Genomic DNA, 17,268 nt, shown 5'->3' with positions numbered 1-17,268 from the left:
GCAAGAAGAATAAGGAGTCACCTGTGTCTACACTGAAACCTGCACTCATCGCGCTTTCACTGGTGCTGGCCGCCCCCATGGCGGTTCAGGCATCTGAAATTACCCTCGTACCGGCGGTCAAACTGCAGATTGGCGACCAGGACAACAACGGTCATTACTGGGACGGCGGCCGCTGGCGCGACCATGACTGGTGGAAGGCGCATTATGACTGGCGTGATAACCACTGGCGTCCACATGATGAGCATCGTAAACATGAAGATCGTCACGATGACCATCACCACGATGACCACCGCGACGATCGCGGCCCGGACTGGAAACACCATTAATGCAAAACCCCGCCAGCTGGCGGGGTTTGTTTTTATTGCTCGTGGCGCTTAAACACCAGCTCGCCTTTCCCTGACGACGCTTCGTCAAAGAAATAGCCTTCGCTGTTGAAGGCGGTCAGCTGCTCCGGCTTCGTCAGGCGGTTCTGGATGATGTAGCGGCTCATCAGGCCGCGCGCTTTCTTGGCGTAGAAGCTGATCACTTTAAACTTACCGTTCTTCTCGTCGAGGAACACCGGTTTGATAATCTCCGCATCCAGCTTTTTCGGCTTCACCGACTTGTAGTATTCATCTGATGCCAGGTTTATCACCACGTTATCGCCCTGGGCGTGCAGCGCCGCGTTCAGTTTGTCGGTAATGATATCGCCCCAGAAATGGTACAGATCTTTGCCTTTGGCATTTTCCAGGCGAATCCCCATCTCGAGACGATACGGCTGCATCAGATCCAGCGGGCGCAGTACGCCGTACAGACCCGACAGCATGCGCAGATGCTGCTGGGCAAAATCGAAATCGGCTTCGCTAAAATCTTCCGCCTGCAGGCCGGTGTAGACGTCACCTTTAAACGCCAGAATCGCCTGGCGAGCGTTCGCCGGGGTGAAATCCGGATGCCACTCGTGAAAGCGGGTCGCGTTAAGATCGGCCAGCTTGTCGCTGATGCTCATCAGCGAGGCGATTTGCGGCGCAGAGAGCTTACGCGCTTCGCGGATCAGCTGTTGCGAGTAGTCCAGCAGTTCAGGCCGGGTATAGCGCTCGGTGGCGAGCGGGCTCTGGTAGTCGAGCGTTTTTGCAGGTGAAATCAGAATCAGCATATCCAATCCTTGCAGGAAATTTAGAGCGACTTTAGCAAAAAATCGTCCTGAATTGATCGATAGCTATTATTGCCGCGGCAAATCATCCCACGTGCCGGGGGCAAGCTGCGCCTTAACGTCGGGATAGCGGGCGGGATCAAATACCGGCGGAACGCCGAGTTTGCGCTGACGCAGATAGTCTCTGGCAATCAGAGTCACAACGGGCGAGAGCAGCAGGATAGCGGTGAGGTTCGTGATCGCCATCAGCGCCATAATGATATCGGCCAGCTGCCAGACCAGCGGCATACTGAGGAAGGAGCCAGCGATGATCATCATTATGACCGCGATACGCAGGGTTCCGATTGCGGCGCGGGAGTCGAGTTTCAGGAAGATAAGGTTATTTTCGGCGTAGAGATAATTCACCACAATCGAGCTGAAGGCAAACAGCACCAGGACGAGCGAGACAAATCCTGCTCCCCAGCCGCCGGTCAGGTTCACCAGCGCCTGCTGGAGAAGCTGTATCCCGGCGGTACCAGAAGAATGCGGGACGGGGCCTGCCAGCAGCAAAATCATGGCGCTGGCGGAGCAGATGATAATGGTATCGGTAAAGACGCCAATCATCTGCACAATGCCCTGTGCGGCCGGGTGCGGCGGCCAGGAAGAGGCGGCAGCGGCCGCGTTGGGGGTTGACCCCATCCCGGCTTCATTGGAGAACATGCCCCGCTGAAAACCCGCCATCAGCGCCTGGCTGAAGGTGTAACCCAGCGCCCCGGAGGCCACCTCGCGCCAGCCAAAAGCGCTTTTGACGATGGTCGCAATCACGCCAGGCACCTGGTCGATATGCAGTGCGGCGACGAACAGGCTCGCGGCAACCCAAAGCAGCGCCATAACGGGAACCAGCCACTGCATCAGGCGGGCAACGCCCTTGAGACCGGCTGAAATGGTGAGCAAAACGACGAGGGCTAACACGATACCGGCGATCCACTCGGGGCAGGAGCAGGCATAGCGCAGGGCATTGGCGACAGAATTTGCCTGGACGGTATTAAAAATAAGGCCGTACGCGAGCAGTAAAAAAAGCGAGAACAGAACCCCCATCCAGCGCATCCCTAAGCCACGCGCCATGTACCAGGCAGGACCGCCGCGAAACTGGCCGTTTTTATCTTTCTCTTTATACAGCTGGGCGAGCGAACTTTCGGCAAAGGAGGTGGCCATACCGAGTAGCGCCGTTACCCACATCCAGAAGACCGCGCCTGGCCCACCGGCGCTGATGGCCAGCGCAACGCCCGCCAGATTCCCGCTGCCGAGGCGTGCCGCCAGGCTGGTACAGAGTGCCTGGAACGACGTTAATCCGCCCGGCTGGGGCGTAACGCTGTTTTTCAGACTTCTGCCAAACTTGCGAATATAACGAAACTGGATAAATCCACTGCGTAGCGTAAACCAAATACCTGCTCCCAGAAGCAGGTAAATCATTATCGAACCCCACAGGACTTCGTTAATAAAGAAAAAGAAATCAGGCATTAACGTCCCTCTTGTTGATGCCAAAGTGAATATGTAAGCGCTACCACTGATTGGGCATGCTGTTGCTTAGCAGCCTGTTAATCTTCCGAGTTTACCATACTCTACCTAAGCGCACTGTCTGCGGTTGCGCTGCCTCTCACTCGTGTTATCATCAGGGCAGACCGGTTACATCCCCCTAACAAGTAAACCTGTCATTTTTCCGCTGCAGGCATGCTGTCGGTAGCGTGAATTATCCAGGGCACGTTAAAAGAGAAACACTATCATGACGGATAAATTGACCTCCCTTCGTCAGTTCACCACTGTCGTAGCTGACACCGGAGATATCGCGGCAATGAAGCTGTACCAGCCGCAGGATGCCACAACCAACCCTTCTCTGATCCTTAACGCCGCACAGATCCCTGAGTATCGCAAACTGATTGACGACGCAGTGACCTGGGCGAAAGCACAGAGCAACGACCGCGCGCAGCAGGTTGTGGACGCTACCGACAAGCTGGCAGTGAACATCGGTCTGGAAATCCTGAAGCTGGTTCCTGGCCGTATCTCTACCGAAGTGGATGCACGTCTCTCCTACGACACCGAAGCGTCTATCGCAAAAGCGAAACGTCTGATCAAAATGTACAACGACGCTGGCATCAGCAACGACCGTATCCTGATCAAACTGGCTTCTACCTGGCAGGGTATCCGCGCGGCAGAGCAGCTGGAAAAAGACGGTATCAACTGTAACCTGACCCTGCTGTTCTCCTTCGCGCAGGCGCGTGCATGTGCAGAAGCAGGCGTATACCTGATTTCTCCGTTCGTGGGCCGTATTCTGGACTGGTACAAAGCCAACACCGATAAGAAAGAATACGCGCCGGCTGAAGATCCAGGCGTGGTTTCTGTTACTGAAATCTACGAATACTACAAACAGCACGGCTATGAGACTGTGGTTATGGGCGCAAGCTTCCGTAACGTCGGTGAAATCATTGAGCTGGCTGGCTGTGACCGCCTGACCATCGCGCCTGCACTGCTGAAAGAGCTGGCAGAAAGCGAAGGTACCATCGAGCGTAAACTGTCCTACACCGGTGAAGTGAAAGCACGCCCGGAGCGCATCACTGAATCCGAGTTCCTGTGGCAGCACAACCAGGATCCAATGGCTGTAGACAAACTGGCGGACGGTATCCGTAAGTTTGCTGTTGACCAGGGCAAACTGGAAAAAATGATCGGCGACCTGCTGTAATCATTCTGCGTGACCGGGCTTCCGGTCACGCGTCTTACCCCCGCCTCTGTCTGAATTTCCTCTCTGCGTGTATCATTCCCTTTAATCAGTACTCTTTGAATGGAATGGATATGAATACCTTACGCATCGGCTTAGTGTCGATTTCTGACCGCGCCTCCAGCGGTGTTTACCAGGATAAAGGCATCCCCGCTCTGGAAGAGTGGCTTGGCAGCGCGCTGACCACCCCGTTCGAGATCCAGACCCGCCTGATCCCGGACGAGCAGCCGATCATTGAGCAGACCTTGTGTGAGCTGGTGGATGAGATGAGCTGTCACCTTGTTCTGACAACGGGCGGAACCGGCCCCGCGCGCCGCGACGTGACGCCGGACGCAACGCTGGCGATTGCCGATCGTGAAATGCCGGGCTTCGGCGAGCAGATGCGCCAGATAAGTCTACACTTTGTTCCGACGGCCATTCTTTCCCGCCAGGTGGGGGTGATCCGCAAGCAGGCGTTGATTCTGAACCTGCCGGGGCAGCCGAAGTCGATCAAAGAGACGCTGGAAGGGCTGAAGGCGGAAGATGGCAGCGTCATCGTTCACGGCATCTTTGCAAGTGTACCGTATTGTATACAGCTTCTTGACGGTCCGTATGTGGAAACCGATGAGAAAGTGGTAGCAGCTTTTCGTCCGAAAAACGCACGTCGCGAAACAATCTCCTGAAATTAACCAATATGTGGCATTAGCTGAAGCGGCGATAGCGTGGTAAAGCTTTTACGGTATAGTAATTTTTTCTTTACGATTCCTGTAAAAATAAATCCACAACACACGCATAATGGTTCGCTATGTCACATAACACCCGACCTCTGAATCGACAGGACTACAAAACCCTCACGCTCGCGGCCTTAGGCGGCGCGCTGGAGTTTTACGACTTTATCATCTTCGTCTTCTTCGCCGCCGTGGTGGGAGAACTCTTCTTCCCGGCGGATATTCCGGAATGGCTGCGTCAGGTGCAAACCTTCGGCATTTTTGCCGCCGGGTATCTGGCGCGTCCGCTGGGCGGCATTATCATGGCCCACTTTGGCGATCTGGTCGGGCGCAAGAAGATGTTTACTCTTAGCATTCTGCTGATGGCCGTGCCGACGTTGGCCATTGGTCTGCTGCCCACCTATGCCTCGATGGGCATTCTTGCTCCGCTGCTGCTGTTGCTGATGCGCGTCCTTCAGGGCGCGGCGATTGGCGGTGAAGTGCCGGGCGCATGGGTGTTTGTCGCGGAGCATGTTCCGGCGCGCCGCATTGGAATCGCCTGCGGAACCTTAACCGCGGGGTTAACGGTCGGGATTTTGCTCGGTTCCGTCGTCGCGACAATTGTAAACACCAGCATGACGCAGCAGGCCGTGCACGACTGGGGCTGGCGTATTCCGTTCCTGCTGGGCGGGGCGTTTGGTCTGGTCGCGATGTACCTGCGCCGCTGGCTGCAGGAGACGCCGATTTTCCTCGAGATGCAGCAGCGCAAAGCGCTGGCGCAGGAGCTGCCGGTGAAGGCGGTCGTGGTACGCCATAAAAAAGCGGTGGTGGTGTCGATGCTGCTCACCTGGCTGCTCTCGGCGGGCATTGTGGTGGTGATATTGATGTCCCCGGTGTGGCTGCAAAAGCAGTACGGCTTCGCCCCTGCCGTGACGCTACAGGCGAACAGTATCGCGACAATCATGCTCTGCTTTGGCTGTCTCGCCGCCGGGCTGGCGGCAGATCGTTTCGGCGCCAGCGTTACCTTTATCGTCGGCAGCCTGTTACTGGGCGCATCAAGCTGGGCGTTTTACCATCTGGCGGGCAGCCATCCTGAGCAGCTGTTCCTGCTGTACGGCACGGTAGGGCTGTGCGTGGGCGTTGTCGGGGCGGTACCGTACGTGATGGTCCGCGCATTCCCGCCGGAGGTACGCTTCACCGGGATCTCATTTTCCTATAACGTGTCGTATGCCATTTTTGGCGGGCTGACGCCTATTGCCGTCACCGTGCTGATGGGCGTGTCGCCGATGGCGCCAGCCTGGTATGTACTCGCGCTCTCTTTGATGGGGCTGGGATTAGGGATTTGGCTGGGGCAGATGAGGGGATGTCGTGCCCGCGAGGCGGACACGACAGAGGGATCAGTGTTTTTCACCAATCGGTAGAATGGTGCGGTCAAACTGCTCGTTCAGCACTTCACCCATTGCGAGGTAGATAGCGCTTGCGCCGCAAACCAGACCAATCCAGCCTGCAACATGAACGATGCCTTCGTTATCCACCAGGTGACCGATCGCCAGCAGGGCGAACAGCACGGTCAGGCTCAGGAAAACGAACTGCAGCATGCGGTTACCTTTCAGGGTACCGAAGAACATGAACAGGGTGAAGACGCCCCACAGGCCCAGGTAAACGCCCAGGAAATGGGCGTTTGCCGCGTCTGCCATGCCCATTTTAGGCAGCAGCAGAATGGCAACCAGGGTCAGCCAGAAAGAACCGTAAGAGGTGAAGGCGGTTAAGCCGAAGGTATTGCCTTTCTTATATTCCAGCAGGCCCGCGAAGATTTGCGCGATACCGCCGTAAAAAATGCCCATCGCCAGGATGATGCCATCCATCGGGAACATCCCGATATTGTGCAGGTTCAGCAGGATAGTGGTCATGCCAAAACCCATCAGGCCCAGCGGAGCCGGATTAGCCAACTTAGTGTTGCCCATAAGTCCTCAAAAAAATCATCATTAATATGGTGAAATGGTTAAACCCGCGTCAGTTCTCCCTGACTGGGCGCGGCATCATAATGGGCGCAATCGATGGCGTCTATGATCTCATCAGGGTGAAATTAAAATTTTTTTTATGCTTGCCCCTTGATGGATGCCGCCGCGACCCCATCTTGTAGTCAACCGCAGTGTGTGGACCTGAAAAAAATCAAATCTGGGCAGTTGAAAAAGCACGTTCTGCCCTTATTACAGGTACACAACCACATGTTGACTGAATTTTTAGTGGAGACGTTTAGATGGGTAAAATTATTGGTATCGACCTGGGTACTACCAACTCTTGTGTAGCGATTATGGATGGCACTACTGCACGCGTGCTGGAGAACGCCGAGGGCGATCGCACCACGCCTTCTATCATTGCTTATACCCAGGATGGTGAAACTCTGGTTGGTCAGCCGGCTAAACGTCAGGCAGTGACAAACCCGCAAAACACCCTGTTTGCGATTAAACGCCTGATCGGCCGCCGCTTCCAGGACGAAGAAGTTCAGCGTGACGTTTCCATCATGCCTTACAAAATCATCGCGGCAGATAACGGCGATGCATGGCTTGATGTGAAAGGCACCAAAACTGCACCACCGCAGATTTCTGCTGAAGTGCTGAAAAAAATGAAGAAAACCGCTGAAGATTATCTGGGTGAGCCGGTAACTGAAGCTGTTATCACCGTACCTGCTTACTTCAACGATGCTCAGCGTCAGGCAACTAAAGATGCTGGCCGTATCGCAGGTCTGGAAGTAAAACGTATCATCAACGAACCAACCGCGGCTGCACTGGCTTACGGTCTGGATAAAGAAGTTGGCAACCGTACTATCGCGGTTTACGACCTGGGTGGTGGTACCTTCGATATCTCTATTATCGAAATCGACGAAGTTGATGGCGAAAAAACCTTCGAAGTTCTGGCAACCAACGGTGATACCCACCTGGGTGGTGAAGACTTCGATACTCGTCTGATCAACTACCTCGTTGACGAGTTCAAGAAAGATCAGGGCATTGACCTGCGTAACGACCCGCTGGCCATGCAGCGCCTGAAAGAAGCCGCTGAGAAAGCGAAGATCGAGCTCTCTTCCGCTCAGCAGACCGACGTGAACCTGCCGTACATCACTGCAGACGCGACCGGTCCTAAACACATGAACATCAAAGTGACCCGTGCGAAACTGGAAAGCCTGGTAGAAGACCTGGTGAACCGTTCTATCGAGCCGCTGAAAGTTGCTCTGCAGGACGCTGGCCTGTCCGTATCCGATATCCAGGACGTTATCCTGGTGGGTGGTCAGACCCGTATGCCAATGGTTCAGAAGAAAGTGGCTGAGTTCTTTGGTAAAGAGCCACGTAAAGACGTTAACCCGGACGAAGCGGTCGCAATCGGCGCTGCGGTTCAGGGTGGCGTACTGACCGGTGAAGTTAAAGACGTACTGCTGCTGGACGTTACCCCGCTGTCTCTGGGTATCGAAACCATGGGTGGTGTGATGACTGCGCTCATCAACAAGAACACCACCATCCCAACGAAACACAGCCAGGTGTTCTCTACCGCTGAAGACAACCAGTCTGCGGTAACCATCCATGTGATTCAGGGTGAGCGTAAGCGTGCGGCGGATAACAAATCTCTGGGTCAGTTCAACCTGGACGGTATTAACCCGGCACCGCGCGGCATGCCGCAGATCGAAGTGACCTTCGACATCGATGCTGACGGTATCCTGCACGTGTCTGCGAAAGACAAAAACAGCGGTAAAGAGCAGAAGATCACCATCAAGGCATCTTCTGGCCTGAACGAAGCGGAAATCGAAAAAATGGTTCGCGATGCCGAAGCTAACGCGGAATCCGACCGTAAGTTCGAAGAGCTGGTTCAGACCCGCAACCAGGGTGACCATCTGCTGCACAGCACCCGTAAACAGGTTGAAGAAGCAGGCGATAAACTGCCAGCGGAAGACAAGACTGCTATCGAAGCTGCACTGAGCGCGCTGGAATCCTCACTGAAAGGTGAAGATAAAGCGGACATCGAAGCGAAGATGCAGGAACTGGCGCAGGCTTCTCAGAAGCTGATGGAAATCGCTCAGCAGCAGCACGCTCAACAGCAGGCGGGCGCTGACGCTTCGGCGAACAACGCGAAAGACGACGACGTTGTCGACGCTGAGTTCGAAGAAGTTAAAGATAAAAAATAATCGCCCTGATGCAGGGTAATTAATCGGCACGGGCGTAGGAGAACTCTCCACGCCCGTGCTCGCATGTTAAGGGGCTTAAAAAAACCAATGGCAAAGCAAGACTATTACGAGATTTTAGGCGTTCCGAAAACTGCGGAAGAGCGTGAAATCAAAAAGGCGTACAAGCGCCTGGCCATGAAATTCCACCCGGACCGTAACCAGGGTGACAAAGAGGCTGAAGCCAAATTTAAAGAGATCAAAGAAGCCTACGAAGTCCTGACCGATGCGCAAAAACGTGCGGCCTATGACCAGTACGGTCACGCAGCCTTTGAACAGGGCGGCATGGGCGGCGGTGGATTCGGTGGCGGCGGCTTTGGCGGCGGCGCTGACTTCAGCGATATCTTTGGCGATGTATTTGGCGACATTTTCGGCGGCGGCCGTGGTCGTCAGCGCGCGGCGCGCGGCGCGGACCTGCGCTACAACATGGAGCTGACGCTGGAAGAGGCCGTTCGCGGCGTAACCAAAGAGATCCGTATCCCGACGCTGGAAGAGTGTGACGTTTGCCACGGCAGCGGCGCGAAAGCGGGCACACAGCCTCAGACCTGTCCAACCTGTCACGGCTCTGGTCAGGTACAGATGCGTCAGGGCTTCTTCGCGGTACAGCAGGCCTGTCCTCACTGTCACGGTCGCGGCACGCTGATTAAAGATCCATGCACCAAATGCCACGGGCACGGTCGCGTTGAGAAAACCAAAACTCTGTCCGTTAAGATCCCGGCTGGCGTCGATACGGGCGACCGCATCCGTCTGGCGGGTGAGGGCGAAGCAGGCGAGCACGGCGCACCGGCAGGCGATCTGTACGTTCAGGTTCAGGTCAAGCAGCACGCCATCTTTGAGCGTGAAGGTAATAACCTGTACTGCGAAGTGCCGATCAACTTCGCGATGGCGGCACTCGGTGGTGAAATCGAAGTGCCTACGCTGGACGGTCGCGTGAACCTGAAAGTGCCTGGCGAAACCCAGACCGGCAAGCTGTTCCGCATGCGCGGAAAAGGCGTTAAATCCGTTCGCGGTGGCGCGCAGGGCGATCTGCTGTGCCGCGTCGTCGTCGAAACGCCGGTTGGCCTGAACGACAAACAGAAACAGCTGCTGAAAGAGCTGCAGGAAAGCTTTGGCGGTCCGACGGGTGAGAAAAACAGCCCGCGTTCCAAAAGCTTCTTCGATGGCGTCAAAAAATTCTTCGATGATTTGACCCGCTAATTCGTTAGCTGGTTTTCATCTTCGAAAAGCCCGGAAGCGATTCCGGGCTTTTTTATTTGCGCGTATAGCTCGGTTAAACTGAGTCTATACTCAACATTAATCTGTTTTTGCCGAGCTATTTGGCTTGGTATTATGGTTTTATCGAGGTATTGTTGTAAAAGAGAGAACGTAAATGAAATTACTACACCGTTTCTTTAGCAGTGAGGCGTCCGGTGGCGTGATCCTGATTATTGCCGCAGCGGCCGCGATGGTGCTGGCTAACCTTGGCATCACGCAGGATCTCTACCATGCATTTCTGGAAACGCCCGTTGAGCTGAAGGTCGGGGCGCTGGAAATTAACAAGAACATGCTGCTGTGGATCAACGATGCGCTAATGGCGGTGTTCTTCCTGCTGGTGGGACTGGAGGTTAAGCGTGAGCTGGTTCTGGGCTCGCTTGCCAGCCGCCAGCGCGCGGCGTTTCCGGTGATCGCAGCCATCGGCGGAATGGTCGTTCCGGCGTTGCTCTTCCTGGCGTTCACCTGGCAGGATCCTGTTGCGCGTGACGGCTGGGCGATCCCGGCCGCGACGGATATCGCCTTTGCGCTCGGTGTCTTAGCCTTGCTCGGTAGCCGCGTGCCGGTGGCCCTGAAAATCTTCCTGATGGCGCTGGCGATCATCGATGACCTGGGCGCCATTGTGATTATCGCGCTGTTCTACACCAGCGATCTGTCGATCCTGTCCCTGAGCGTCGCCGCCGGGGCGATTGCGGTGCTGGCGCTGCTGAACATCTTCAACGTTCGCCGCATCGGTATCTATATCCTGGTGGGGATGGTTCTGTGGACGGCGGTGCTGAAATCCGGCGTGCACGCTACGCTGGCAGGAGTAATCGTCGGCTTCTTCGTGCCGCTTAAGCCGCAGGACGGCAAGTCGCCTGCCAAACAGCTGGAGCATGTGTTGCACCCGTGGGTTGCCTTTATGATCCTGCCGCTGTTTGCGTTTGCCAACGCGGGCGTTTCCCTCGGCGGCGTGACGCTGGACGGGCTGACGTCCGTACTGCCGCTGGGCATCATTGCCGGGCTGTTTATCGGCAAGCCGTTGGGCATTAGCCTCTTCTGCTGGCTGGCGACGAAGCTGAAGCTGGCGTCATTGCCGCATGGCACCACGTTTTCGCAGATTATGGCCGTCGGCGTGCTGTGTGGAATCGGGTTTACGATGTCGATCTTTATCTCGACGCTGGCGTTTGGTGCGCATGCGCCTGAGCTTATCGTCTGGGCTAAACTCGGCATTCTCATCGGGTCATTACTGGCCGCGGTAATCGGTTATACCTTGTTGAAGGTGAAATTGTCCGGACAGGCCGTCCAGGCATAACGGAACACCGGGAGGAGGCGTTCTTCCTCCCGATACACACTCAGGGAGAGAAGACGCGATGTCTCATTTAAATTACAACCATCTGTACTACTTCTGGCACGTCTATAAACAGGGCTCGGTGGTGGGGGCGGCAGAGGCGCTCTACCTGACGCCGCAAACCATCACCGGGCAAATCAAGGCCCTGGAAGAGCGTCTGCAGGGCAAGCTGTTCAAGCGTAAGGGGCGTGGGATTGAACCCAGCGAACTGGGTGAACTGGTGTTCCGCTATGCGGACAAAATGTTCACCCTGAGCCAGGAGATGCTGGATATCGTCAACTATCGCAAAGAGTCGAACCTGCTCTTTGACGTGGGCGTGGCGGATGCGCTGTCCAAGCGGCTGGTGAGCGGCGTGCTGGATGCGGCGGTAGTCGAAGATGAGCAAATCCACCTGCGCTGCTTTGAATCCACCCACGAGATGCTGCTGGAACAGCTGAGCCAGCACAAGCTGGACATGATTATCTCGGACTGCCCGATTGACTCCACCCAGCAGGAAGGGCTGTTCTCGGTGAAGATTGGCGAATGTGGCGTGAGCTTCTGGTGCATTAATCCACCGCCGGAGAAACCGTTCCCTGCGTGCCTTGAAGAGCGCCGCCTGCTGGTGCCGGGAAGGCGTTCCATGCTCGGACGCAAGCTGCTGAACTGGTTTAACTCGCAGGGGCTGAAGGTAGAAATCCTCGGTGAGTTCGACGATGCGGCGCTGATGAAAGCCTTTGGCGAAGCGCATAATGCGATCTTCGTTGCGCCGACGCTGTACGCGCACGATCTCTATTCGGACGACAAGATTACGGAGATAGGCAGAGTGGATAACGTGATGGAGGAGTATCACGCCATATTTGCCGAAAGAATGATTCAGCACCCGGCGGTGCAGCGAATCTGCAATCGTGACTACTCGGCGCTGTTTACGCCACCGGCAATCTGAAGGCATAAAAAAACCCGCGTTAAGCGGGTTCTTTAAACAAGCAACAACAAGTAGCGATTAAGCCAGTTTGTTGATCTGCGCGGTCAGGTTTGCTTTATGACGCGCTGCTTTGTTTTTGTGGATCAGACCTTTAGCAGCCTGACGATCCACGATTGGTTGCATTTCGTTAAATGCGTTCTGCGCTGCAGCTTTGTCGCCTGCTTCGATTGCTGCGTATACTTTCTTGATGAAAGTACGCATCATAGAGCGACGGCTTGCGTTGTGCTTACGAGCCTTTTCAGACTGAACGGCACGTTTCTTAGCTGATTTGATATTAGCCAAGTCCAACTCCCAAATATGTTCTATGTGGACAATTCAAAGGCCGAGGAATATGCCCTCTTTGCCTTCTTTTGTCAATGGATTTGTGCAAATAAGCGCCGTTAATTAGCGACGCTACGTTACGTAGTGATGGCGCAGGATTCTACCAGCTTGTCTTCCCTGAATACAGCCTTTCGGCATAAAAATCGCAGTTCACGAGCAGATTTTTTCGCTGCGAAAGGTCAGCCTGATGAAATCATTACGGCTTTCTGTTTTGCGCGAACAATCGCCGGTTAACCTTAACCGCTGTACAAGGTATACTTTGGCGATTTTCACTGTTTTGAGCCAGACATGAAGCTGATACGCGGCATACATAATCTCAGCAGCGCGCCACACGGGTGCGTGCTGACTATTGGTAATTTCGACGGCGTGCATCGTGGTCATCAGGCGCTGTTGCAGGGATTGCGTAAAGAAGGGGAGGCCCGTGGCCTGCCCGTTGTAGTGATGATTTTCGAGCCGCAGCCGCTGGAGCTGTTCGCGGGCGATAAATCTCCCGCCCGCCTCACTCGCCTGCGCGAGAAATTGCGCTATCTGGCGGAGTCCGGCGTGGACTATGTATTGTGTTTACGTTTCGATCGTCGCTTTGCCGCGCTGACAGCACAAAATTTCGTCAGCGACCTGCTGGTTAAGCGTCTTGGCGTACAGTTTCTCGCCGTGGGTGATGATTTCCGCTTTGGCGCTGGTCGTCAGGGCGATTTCTTGCTATTACAGAAGGCTGGTCTGGAGTATGGATTTGACGTCACCAGCGCGATGACCTTCTGCGAAGGCGGCGTGCGCGTCAGCAGCACGGCGGTGCGTCAGGCGCTGGCTAATGATGACCTGGACACGGCAGAAACCCTGCTGGGGCATCCGTTCACCATCTCTGGCCGCGTGGTCCATGGCGATGCGCTGGGGCGCACGATAGGCTTCCCGACGGCGAATATACCGCTGCGTCGTCAGGTTTCCCCGGTTAAAGGGGTGTATGCGGTGGAAGTGGCAGGACTGGGCGATAAGCCGTTCTACGGCGTCGCCAACATTGGCACGCGTCCGACCGTCGCCGGTGTGCGTCAACAGTTAGAAGTGCACCTGCTGGACGTTGTAATGGACCTCTATGGTCGCCATATAGATGTGATACTGCGTAAAAAAATACGCAACGAGCAGCGATTTGGTTCGCTGGATGAACTAAAAGCGCAAATTGCGCGAGATGAATTGACGGCCCGCGAGTTTTTTGGGCTTTGAACCCGGCTTAACTGCCTACGTGATAAATACGGAACCGAGAATCTGATGAGTGACTATAAATCAACCCTGAATTTGCCGGAAACAGGGTTCCCGATGCGCGGCGATCTCGCCAAGCGCGAACCGGGAATGCTGGCGCGTTGGACCGATGATGACCTGTACGGCATCATTCGTGCAGCCAAAAAAGGCAAAAAAACCTTCATTCTGCATGATGGCCCTCCATATGCGAATGGCAGCATTCATATTGGTCACTCGGTTAACAAGATTCTGAAAGACATTATCGTGAAGTCCAAAGGCCTCACGGGATATGACTCGCCTTACGTTCCAGGCTGGGACTGCCACGGTCTGCCAATCGAGCTGAAAGTGGAGCAAGAGTTTGGCAAGCCTGGTGAGAAGTTCACCGCCGCCGAGTTCCGTGCGAAGTGCCGCGAATACGCAGCCACGCAGGTTGACGGTCAGCGCGCTGACTTCATCCGTCTGGGCGTGCTGGGCGACTGGTCGCACCCGTACCTGACCATGGACTTCAAAACTGAAGCCAACATCATCCGTGCGCTGGGTAAAATCATCGGTAACGGCCACCTGCACAAAGGCGCTAAGCCGGTGCACTGGTGCGTGGACTGCCGCTCTGCGCTGGCAGAAGCGGAAGTGGAGTATTACGACAAAACCTCTCCGTCTATCGACGTGGCGTTCCATGCCGTCGATCAGGATGCGGTGAAGGCTAAATTTGGCGTCTCTTCGGTAAACGGCCCGATCTCTTTGGTTATCTGGACCACCACCCCGTGGACCCTGCCGGCGAACCGTGCGATTTCCCTGTCCGGTGAGTTCGAATACGCGCTGGTGCAGATTGACGGTCAGGCGGTTATCCTGGCGAAAGATCTGGTTGAGAGCGTGCTGAAGCGCGCGCATATCAGCGACTACACCGTGCTGGGCACCGTGAAAGGCGACGCGCTGGAGCTGATGCGCTTCAAACACCCGTTCCTGGACTTCGACGTTCCGGCGATCCTGGGCGACCACGTGACGCTGGAAGCGGGTACCGGTGCGGTACATACCGCCGGTGGCCACGGTCCTGACGACTACAACATCAGCCTGAAGTACGGTCTGGAAATCGCTAACCCGGTTGGCCCGGACGGATCTTACCTGCCAGGCACCTATCCGGCGCTGGACGGTATCAACGTCTTCAAAGCGAACGACATCATCGTTGACATGCTGCGCACCAGCGGCGCGCTGCTGCACGTTGAAAAAATGCAGCACAGCTATCCGTGCTGCTGGCGTCATAAGACGCCGATCATCTTCCGTGCAACCCCGCAGTGGTTCGTCAGCATGGATCAGAAAGGCCTGCGCGAGCAGTCTCTGAAAGAGATCAAAGGCGTGCAGTGGATCCCTGACTGGGGCCAGGCGCGTATCGAATCCATGGTGGCTAACCGTCCTGACTGGTGTATCTCCCGTCAGCGTACCTGGGGCGTGCCGATGTCTCTGTTCGTACATAAAGAGACGCAGGAGCTGCACCCGAACACTCTGGAACTGATGGAAGAAGTGGCGAAGCGCGTCGAAGTTGACGGTATTCAGGCGTGGTGGGATCTCGACTCCCGCGACATCCTGGGCGCTGACGCAGACAGCTACGAGAAAGTACCGGATACCCTGGACGTGTGGTTCGACTCCGGGTCTACCCACTCCTCCGTGGTTGACGTGCGTCCGGAATTTGCCGGTCACACTGCCGACATGTATCTGGAAGGCTCCGACCAACACCGCGGCTGGTTCATGTCATCTCTGATGATCTCCACCGCCATGAAGGGTAAAGCGCCTTACCGTCAGGTACTGACTCACGGCTTCACCGTGGATGGTCAGGGCCGTAAGATGTCCAAATCTATCGGTAACACCGTTTCTCCGCAGGATGTGATGAACAAGCTGGGCGCAGACATTCTGCGTCTGTGGGTGGCCTCTACCGATTACACCGGCGAAATGGCGGTCTCTGACGAGATCCTGAAGCGCGCTGCCGACAGCTATCGTCGTATCCGTAACACCGCTCGCTTCCTGCTGGCGAACCTGAACGGGTTCGATCCGGCAAAAGACATGGTGAAACCGGAAGAGATGGTGGTGCTGGACCGCTGGGCGGTAGGCTGCGCGAAAGCGGCGCAGGAAGATATCCTGAAAGCCTATGAGTCTTACGACTTCCACGAAGTGGTGCAGCGCCTGATGCGCTTCTGCTCCATCGAGATGGGCTCGTTCTACCTCGACATCATCAAAGACCGCCAGTACACCGCGAAAGCGGACAGCGTGGCGCGTCGTAGCTGCCAGACCGCGCTGTTCCACATTGCAGAAGCGCTGGTGCGCTGGATGGCGCCGATCATGTCCTTCACCGCGGATGAAATCTGGGGCTACCTGCCGGGCGACCGTGAGAAGTATGTGTTCACGGGCGAGTGGTACGAAGGTCTGTTTGGCTTAGCTGATGACGAAGAGTTTAACGATTCCTTCTGGGATGATGTTCGTTATATCAAAGATCAGGTCAACAAAGAGCTGGAAAATCAGAAAATCAATGGTATCAAATCGAATCTTGAGGCAAAAGTTACGCTGAAATATGCAGACGATGCCAAGGGAACGATTGATAAACTGAAACGGTTAGGTGAAGAAGTCAGATTTATCTTCATTACGTCTCAATTCGTGATTTCAGATGAGGCTGGCGGCATTGATGATGAAAATATCCAGTACAATGCTGGCAATACAACGGTTCAGGCTGTTGTAACTCGTGCCGACGGTGAGAAATGCCCGCGCTGCTGGCATTACACCACCGATGTTGGCCAGGTGGCGGAACACGCAGACATCTGCGGACGCTGTGTAAGCAACGTCGCCGGTGACGGCGAAAAACGTAAGTTTGCCTGATGAGTAAAACTCTCTGTTCAACAGGACTGCGCTGGCTGTGGCTGGTTGTGGTGGTGCTGATTATCGATCTGGGCAGCAAGTTCCTGATCCTCCAGAATTTCTCTCTGGGGGAGACGGTTCCGCTGTTCCCGTCGCTTAACCTGCACTACGCGCGTAACTACGGCGCAGCGTTTAGTTTCCTTGCCGACAGCGGTGGCTGGCAGCGCTGGTTCTTTGCGGGTATCGCTCTCGGTATCTGCGTGATCCTCGCGGTGCTGATGTACCGCTCGAAGGCCACGCAAAAGCTGAATAACATTGCCTACGCGCTGATCATTGGCGGCGCGCTGGGCAACCTGTTTGACCGCCTGTGGCACGGCTTTGTGGTCGATATGATCGACTTCTACGTCGGCGACTGGCACTTCGCGACCTTTAACCTGGCCGATACGGCAATTTGTATCGGTGCGGCGTTAATCGTGCTGGAAGGCTTCTTGCCTAAACCGGCCGCGAAAGAGCAGGCGTAACACACTCGCCCGGTGGCGTAATGCTACCGGGCAAAACAA

At 55.5% G+C, this 17,268-nt stretch carries 15 protein-coding genes and 1 pseudogene; 12 read left to right on the top strand and 4 right to left on the bottom strand.

Going from position 1 to position 17,268, the window contains the following annotated elements; translation table 11 throughout:
* The first annotated feature begins 23 nt into the window (after positions 1 to 23).
* Complete coding sequence (locus ACZ6J2_RS18025; RefSeq protein ID WP_223535025.1) at positions 24 to 326, top strand: DUF2502 domain-containing protein; 303 nt, start codon at positions 24 to 26, stop codon at positions 324 to 326.
* A gap of 32 nt (positions 327 to 358) precedes the next feature.
* On the opposite strand, the gene yaaA is transcribed toward ACZ6J2_RS18025, so the two are convergent.
* Positions 359 to 1,132, bottom strand: a complete 774-nt coding sequence (yaaA, locus tag ACZ6J2_RS18020) for a peroxide stress protein YaaA (protein ID WP_471726367.1) — start codon at positions 1,130 to 1,132, stop codon at positions 359 to 361.
* 66 nt (positions 1,133 to 1,198) lie between these two features.
* Positions 1,199 to 2,629, bottom strand: coding sequence for an alanine/glycine:cation symporter family protein (locus ACZ6J2_RS18015; protein ID WP_471726366.1), 1,431 nt, complete (start codon positions 2,627 to 2,629; stop codon positions 1,199 to 1,201).
* 262 nt (positions 2,630 to 2,891) lie between these two features.
* On the opposite strand from ACZ6J2_RS18015, the gene tal reads away from it, so the two are divergent.
* The 3 genes from tal (at position 2,892) to ACZ6J2_RS18000 (ending at position 5,988) form a co-directional block, all read left to right on the top strand.
* Positions 2,892 to 3,845, top strand: coding sequence for a transaldolase (gene tal, locus ACZ6J2_RS18010; RefSeq protein WP_023310342.1), 954 nt, complete (start codon positions 2,892 to 2,894; stop codon positions 3,843 to 3,845).
* A 110-nt stretch (positions 3,846 to 3,955) separates the two neighbouring features.
* Positions 3,956 to 4,543 (top strand): molybdopterin adenylyltransferase, encoded by a 588-nt coding sequence (gene mog, locus ACZ6J2_RS18005; RefSeq protein ID WP_311391198.1) that lies wholly within the window; start codon positions 3,956 to 3,958, stop codon positions 4,541 to 4,543.
* Between the two features lie 122 nt (positions 4,544 to 4,665).
* Complete coding sequence (locus ACZ6J2_RS18000; protein WP_471726365.1) at positions 4,666 to 5,988, top strand: MFS transporter; 1,323 nt, start codon at positions 4,666 to 4,668, stop codon at positions 5,986 to 5,988.
* Here the strand turns inward: ACZ6J2_RS18000 and satP are convergent.
* Entirely contained in the window at positions 5,965 to 6,531 is a 567-nt protein-coding gene (satP, locus tag ACZ6J2_RS17995; RefSeq protein WP_023334461.1) for an acetate uptake transporter, read from the bottom strand. The genes ACZ6J2_RS18000 and satP overlap by 24 nt on opposite strands.
* Before the next feature lie 296 nt (positions 6,532 to 6,827).
* Here satP and dnaK point away from each other — a divergent pair, with 296 nt between their 5' ends.
* From dnaK to nhaR, 4 genes are all read left to right on the top strand, one after another.
* Positions 6,828 to 8,741, top strand: coding sequence for a molecular chaperone DnaK (dnaK, locus tag ACZ6J2_RS17990; protein WP_023310346.1), 1,914 nt, complete (start codon positions 6,828 to 6,830; stop codon positions 8,739 to 8,741).
* A gap of 87 nt (positions 8,742 to 8,828) precedes the next feature.
* Positions 8,829 to 9,974: a molecular chaperone DnaJ gene (dnaJ, locus tag ACZ6J2_RS17985; protein ID WP_023310347.1), complete on the top strand. Its 1,146-nt coding sequence runs from the start codon at positions 8,829 to 8,831 to the stop codon at positions 9,972 to 9,974.
* A gap of 172 nt (positions 9,975 to 10,146) precedes the next feature.
* A complete protein-coding gene (gene nhaA / locus ACZ6J2_RS17980) occupies positions 10,147 to 11,322 on the top strand; it encodes a Na+/H+ antiporter NhaA (protein WP_048979030.1) in 1,176 nt (391 codons plus the stop codon).
* A 58-nt stretch (positions 11,323 to 11,380) separates the two neighbouring features.
* Entirely contained in the window at positions 11,381 to 12,280 is a 900-nt protein-coding gene (gene nhaR / locus ACZ6J2_RS17975) for a transcriptional activator NhaR (RefSeq protein WP_032660752.1), read from the top strand.
* Between the two features lie 57 nt (positions 12,281 to 12,337).
* Here the strand turns inward: nhaR and rpsT are convergent, their stop codons facing one another.
* Complete coding sequence (gene rpsT / locus ACZ6J2_RS17970) at positions 12,338 to 12,601, bottom strand: 30S ribosomal protein S20 (protein ID WP_003856458.1); 264 nt, start codon at positions 12,599 to 12,601, stop codon at positions 12,338 to 12,340.
* Positions 12,602 to 12,702: 101 nt separating this feature from the next.
* Between rpsT and ACZ6J2_RS17965 the strand changes: the two are divergent.
* The 4 genes and pseudogenes from ACZ6J2_RS17965 (at position 12,703) to lspA (ending at position 17,229) form a co-directional block, all read left to right on the top strand.
* Positions 12,703 to 12,921: pseudogene (locus ACZ6J2_RS17965) on the top strand (DUF2575 domain-containing protein).
* Positions 12,922 to 12,928: 7 nt separating this feature from the next.
* A complete protein-coding gene (gene ribF, locus ACZ6J2_RS17960) occupies positions 12,929 to 13,855 on the top strand; it encodes a bifunctional riboflavin kinase/FAD synthetase (RefSeq protein ID WP_023310350.1) in 927 nt (308 codons plus the stop codon).
* A gap of 45 nt (positions 13,856 to 13,900) precedes the next feature.
* Positions 13,901 to 16,729: an isoleucine--tRNA ligase gene (gene ileS / locus ACZ6J2_RS17955; RefSeq protein WP_471726364.1), complete on the top strand. Its 2,829-nt coding sequence runs from the start codon at positions 13,901 to 13,903 to the stop codon at positions 16,727 to 16,729.
* Positions 16,729 to 17,229 (top strand): signal peptidase II, encoded by a 501-nt coding sequence (gene lspA, locus ACZ6J2_RS17950; RefSeq protein ID WP_127729576.1) that lies wholly within the window; start codon positions 16,729 to 16,731, stop codon positions 17,227 to 17,229. Before ileS ends, lspA begins: the two co-directional genes overlap by 1 nt.
* The last annotated feature ends 39 nt before the right edge of the window (positions 17,230 to 17,268 follow it).

It is taken from the genome of Enterobacter sp. E14S, assembly GCF_055666685.1.
The sequence above is the reverse complement of the archived record's forward strand: the minus strand, read 5'-3'. Positions and strand labels throughout refer to the sequence as shown.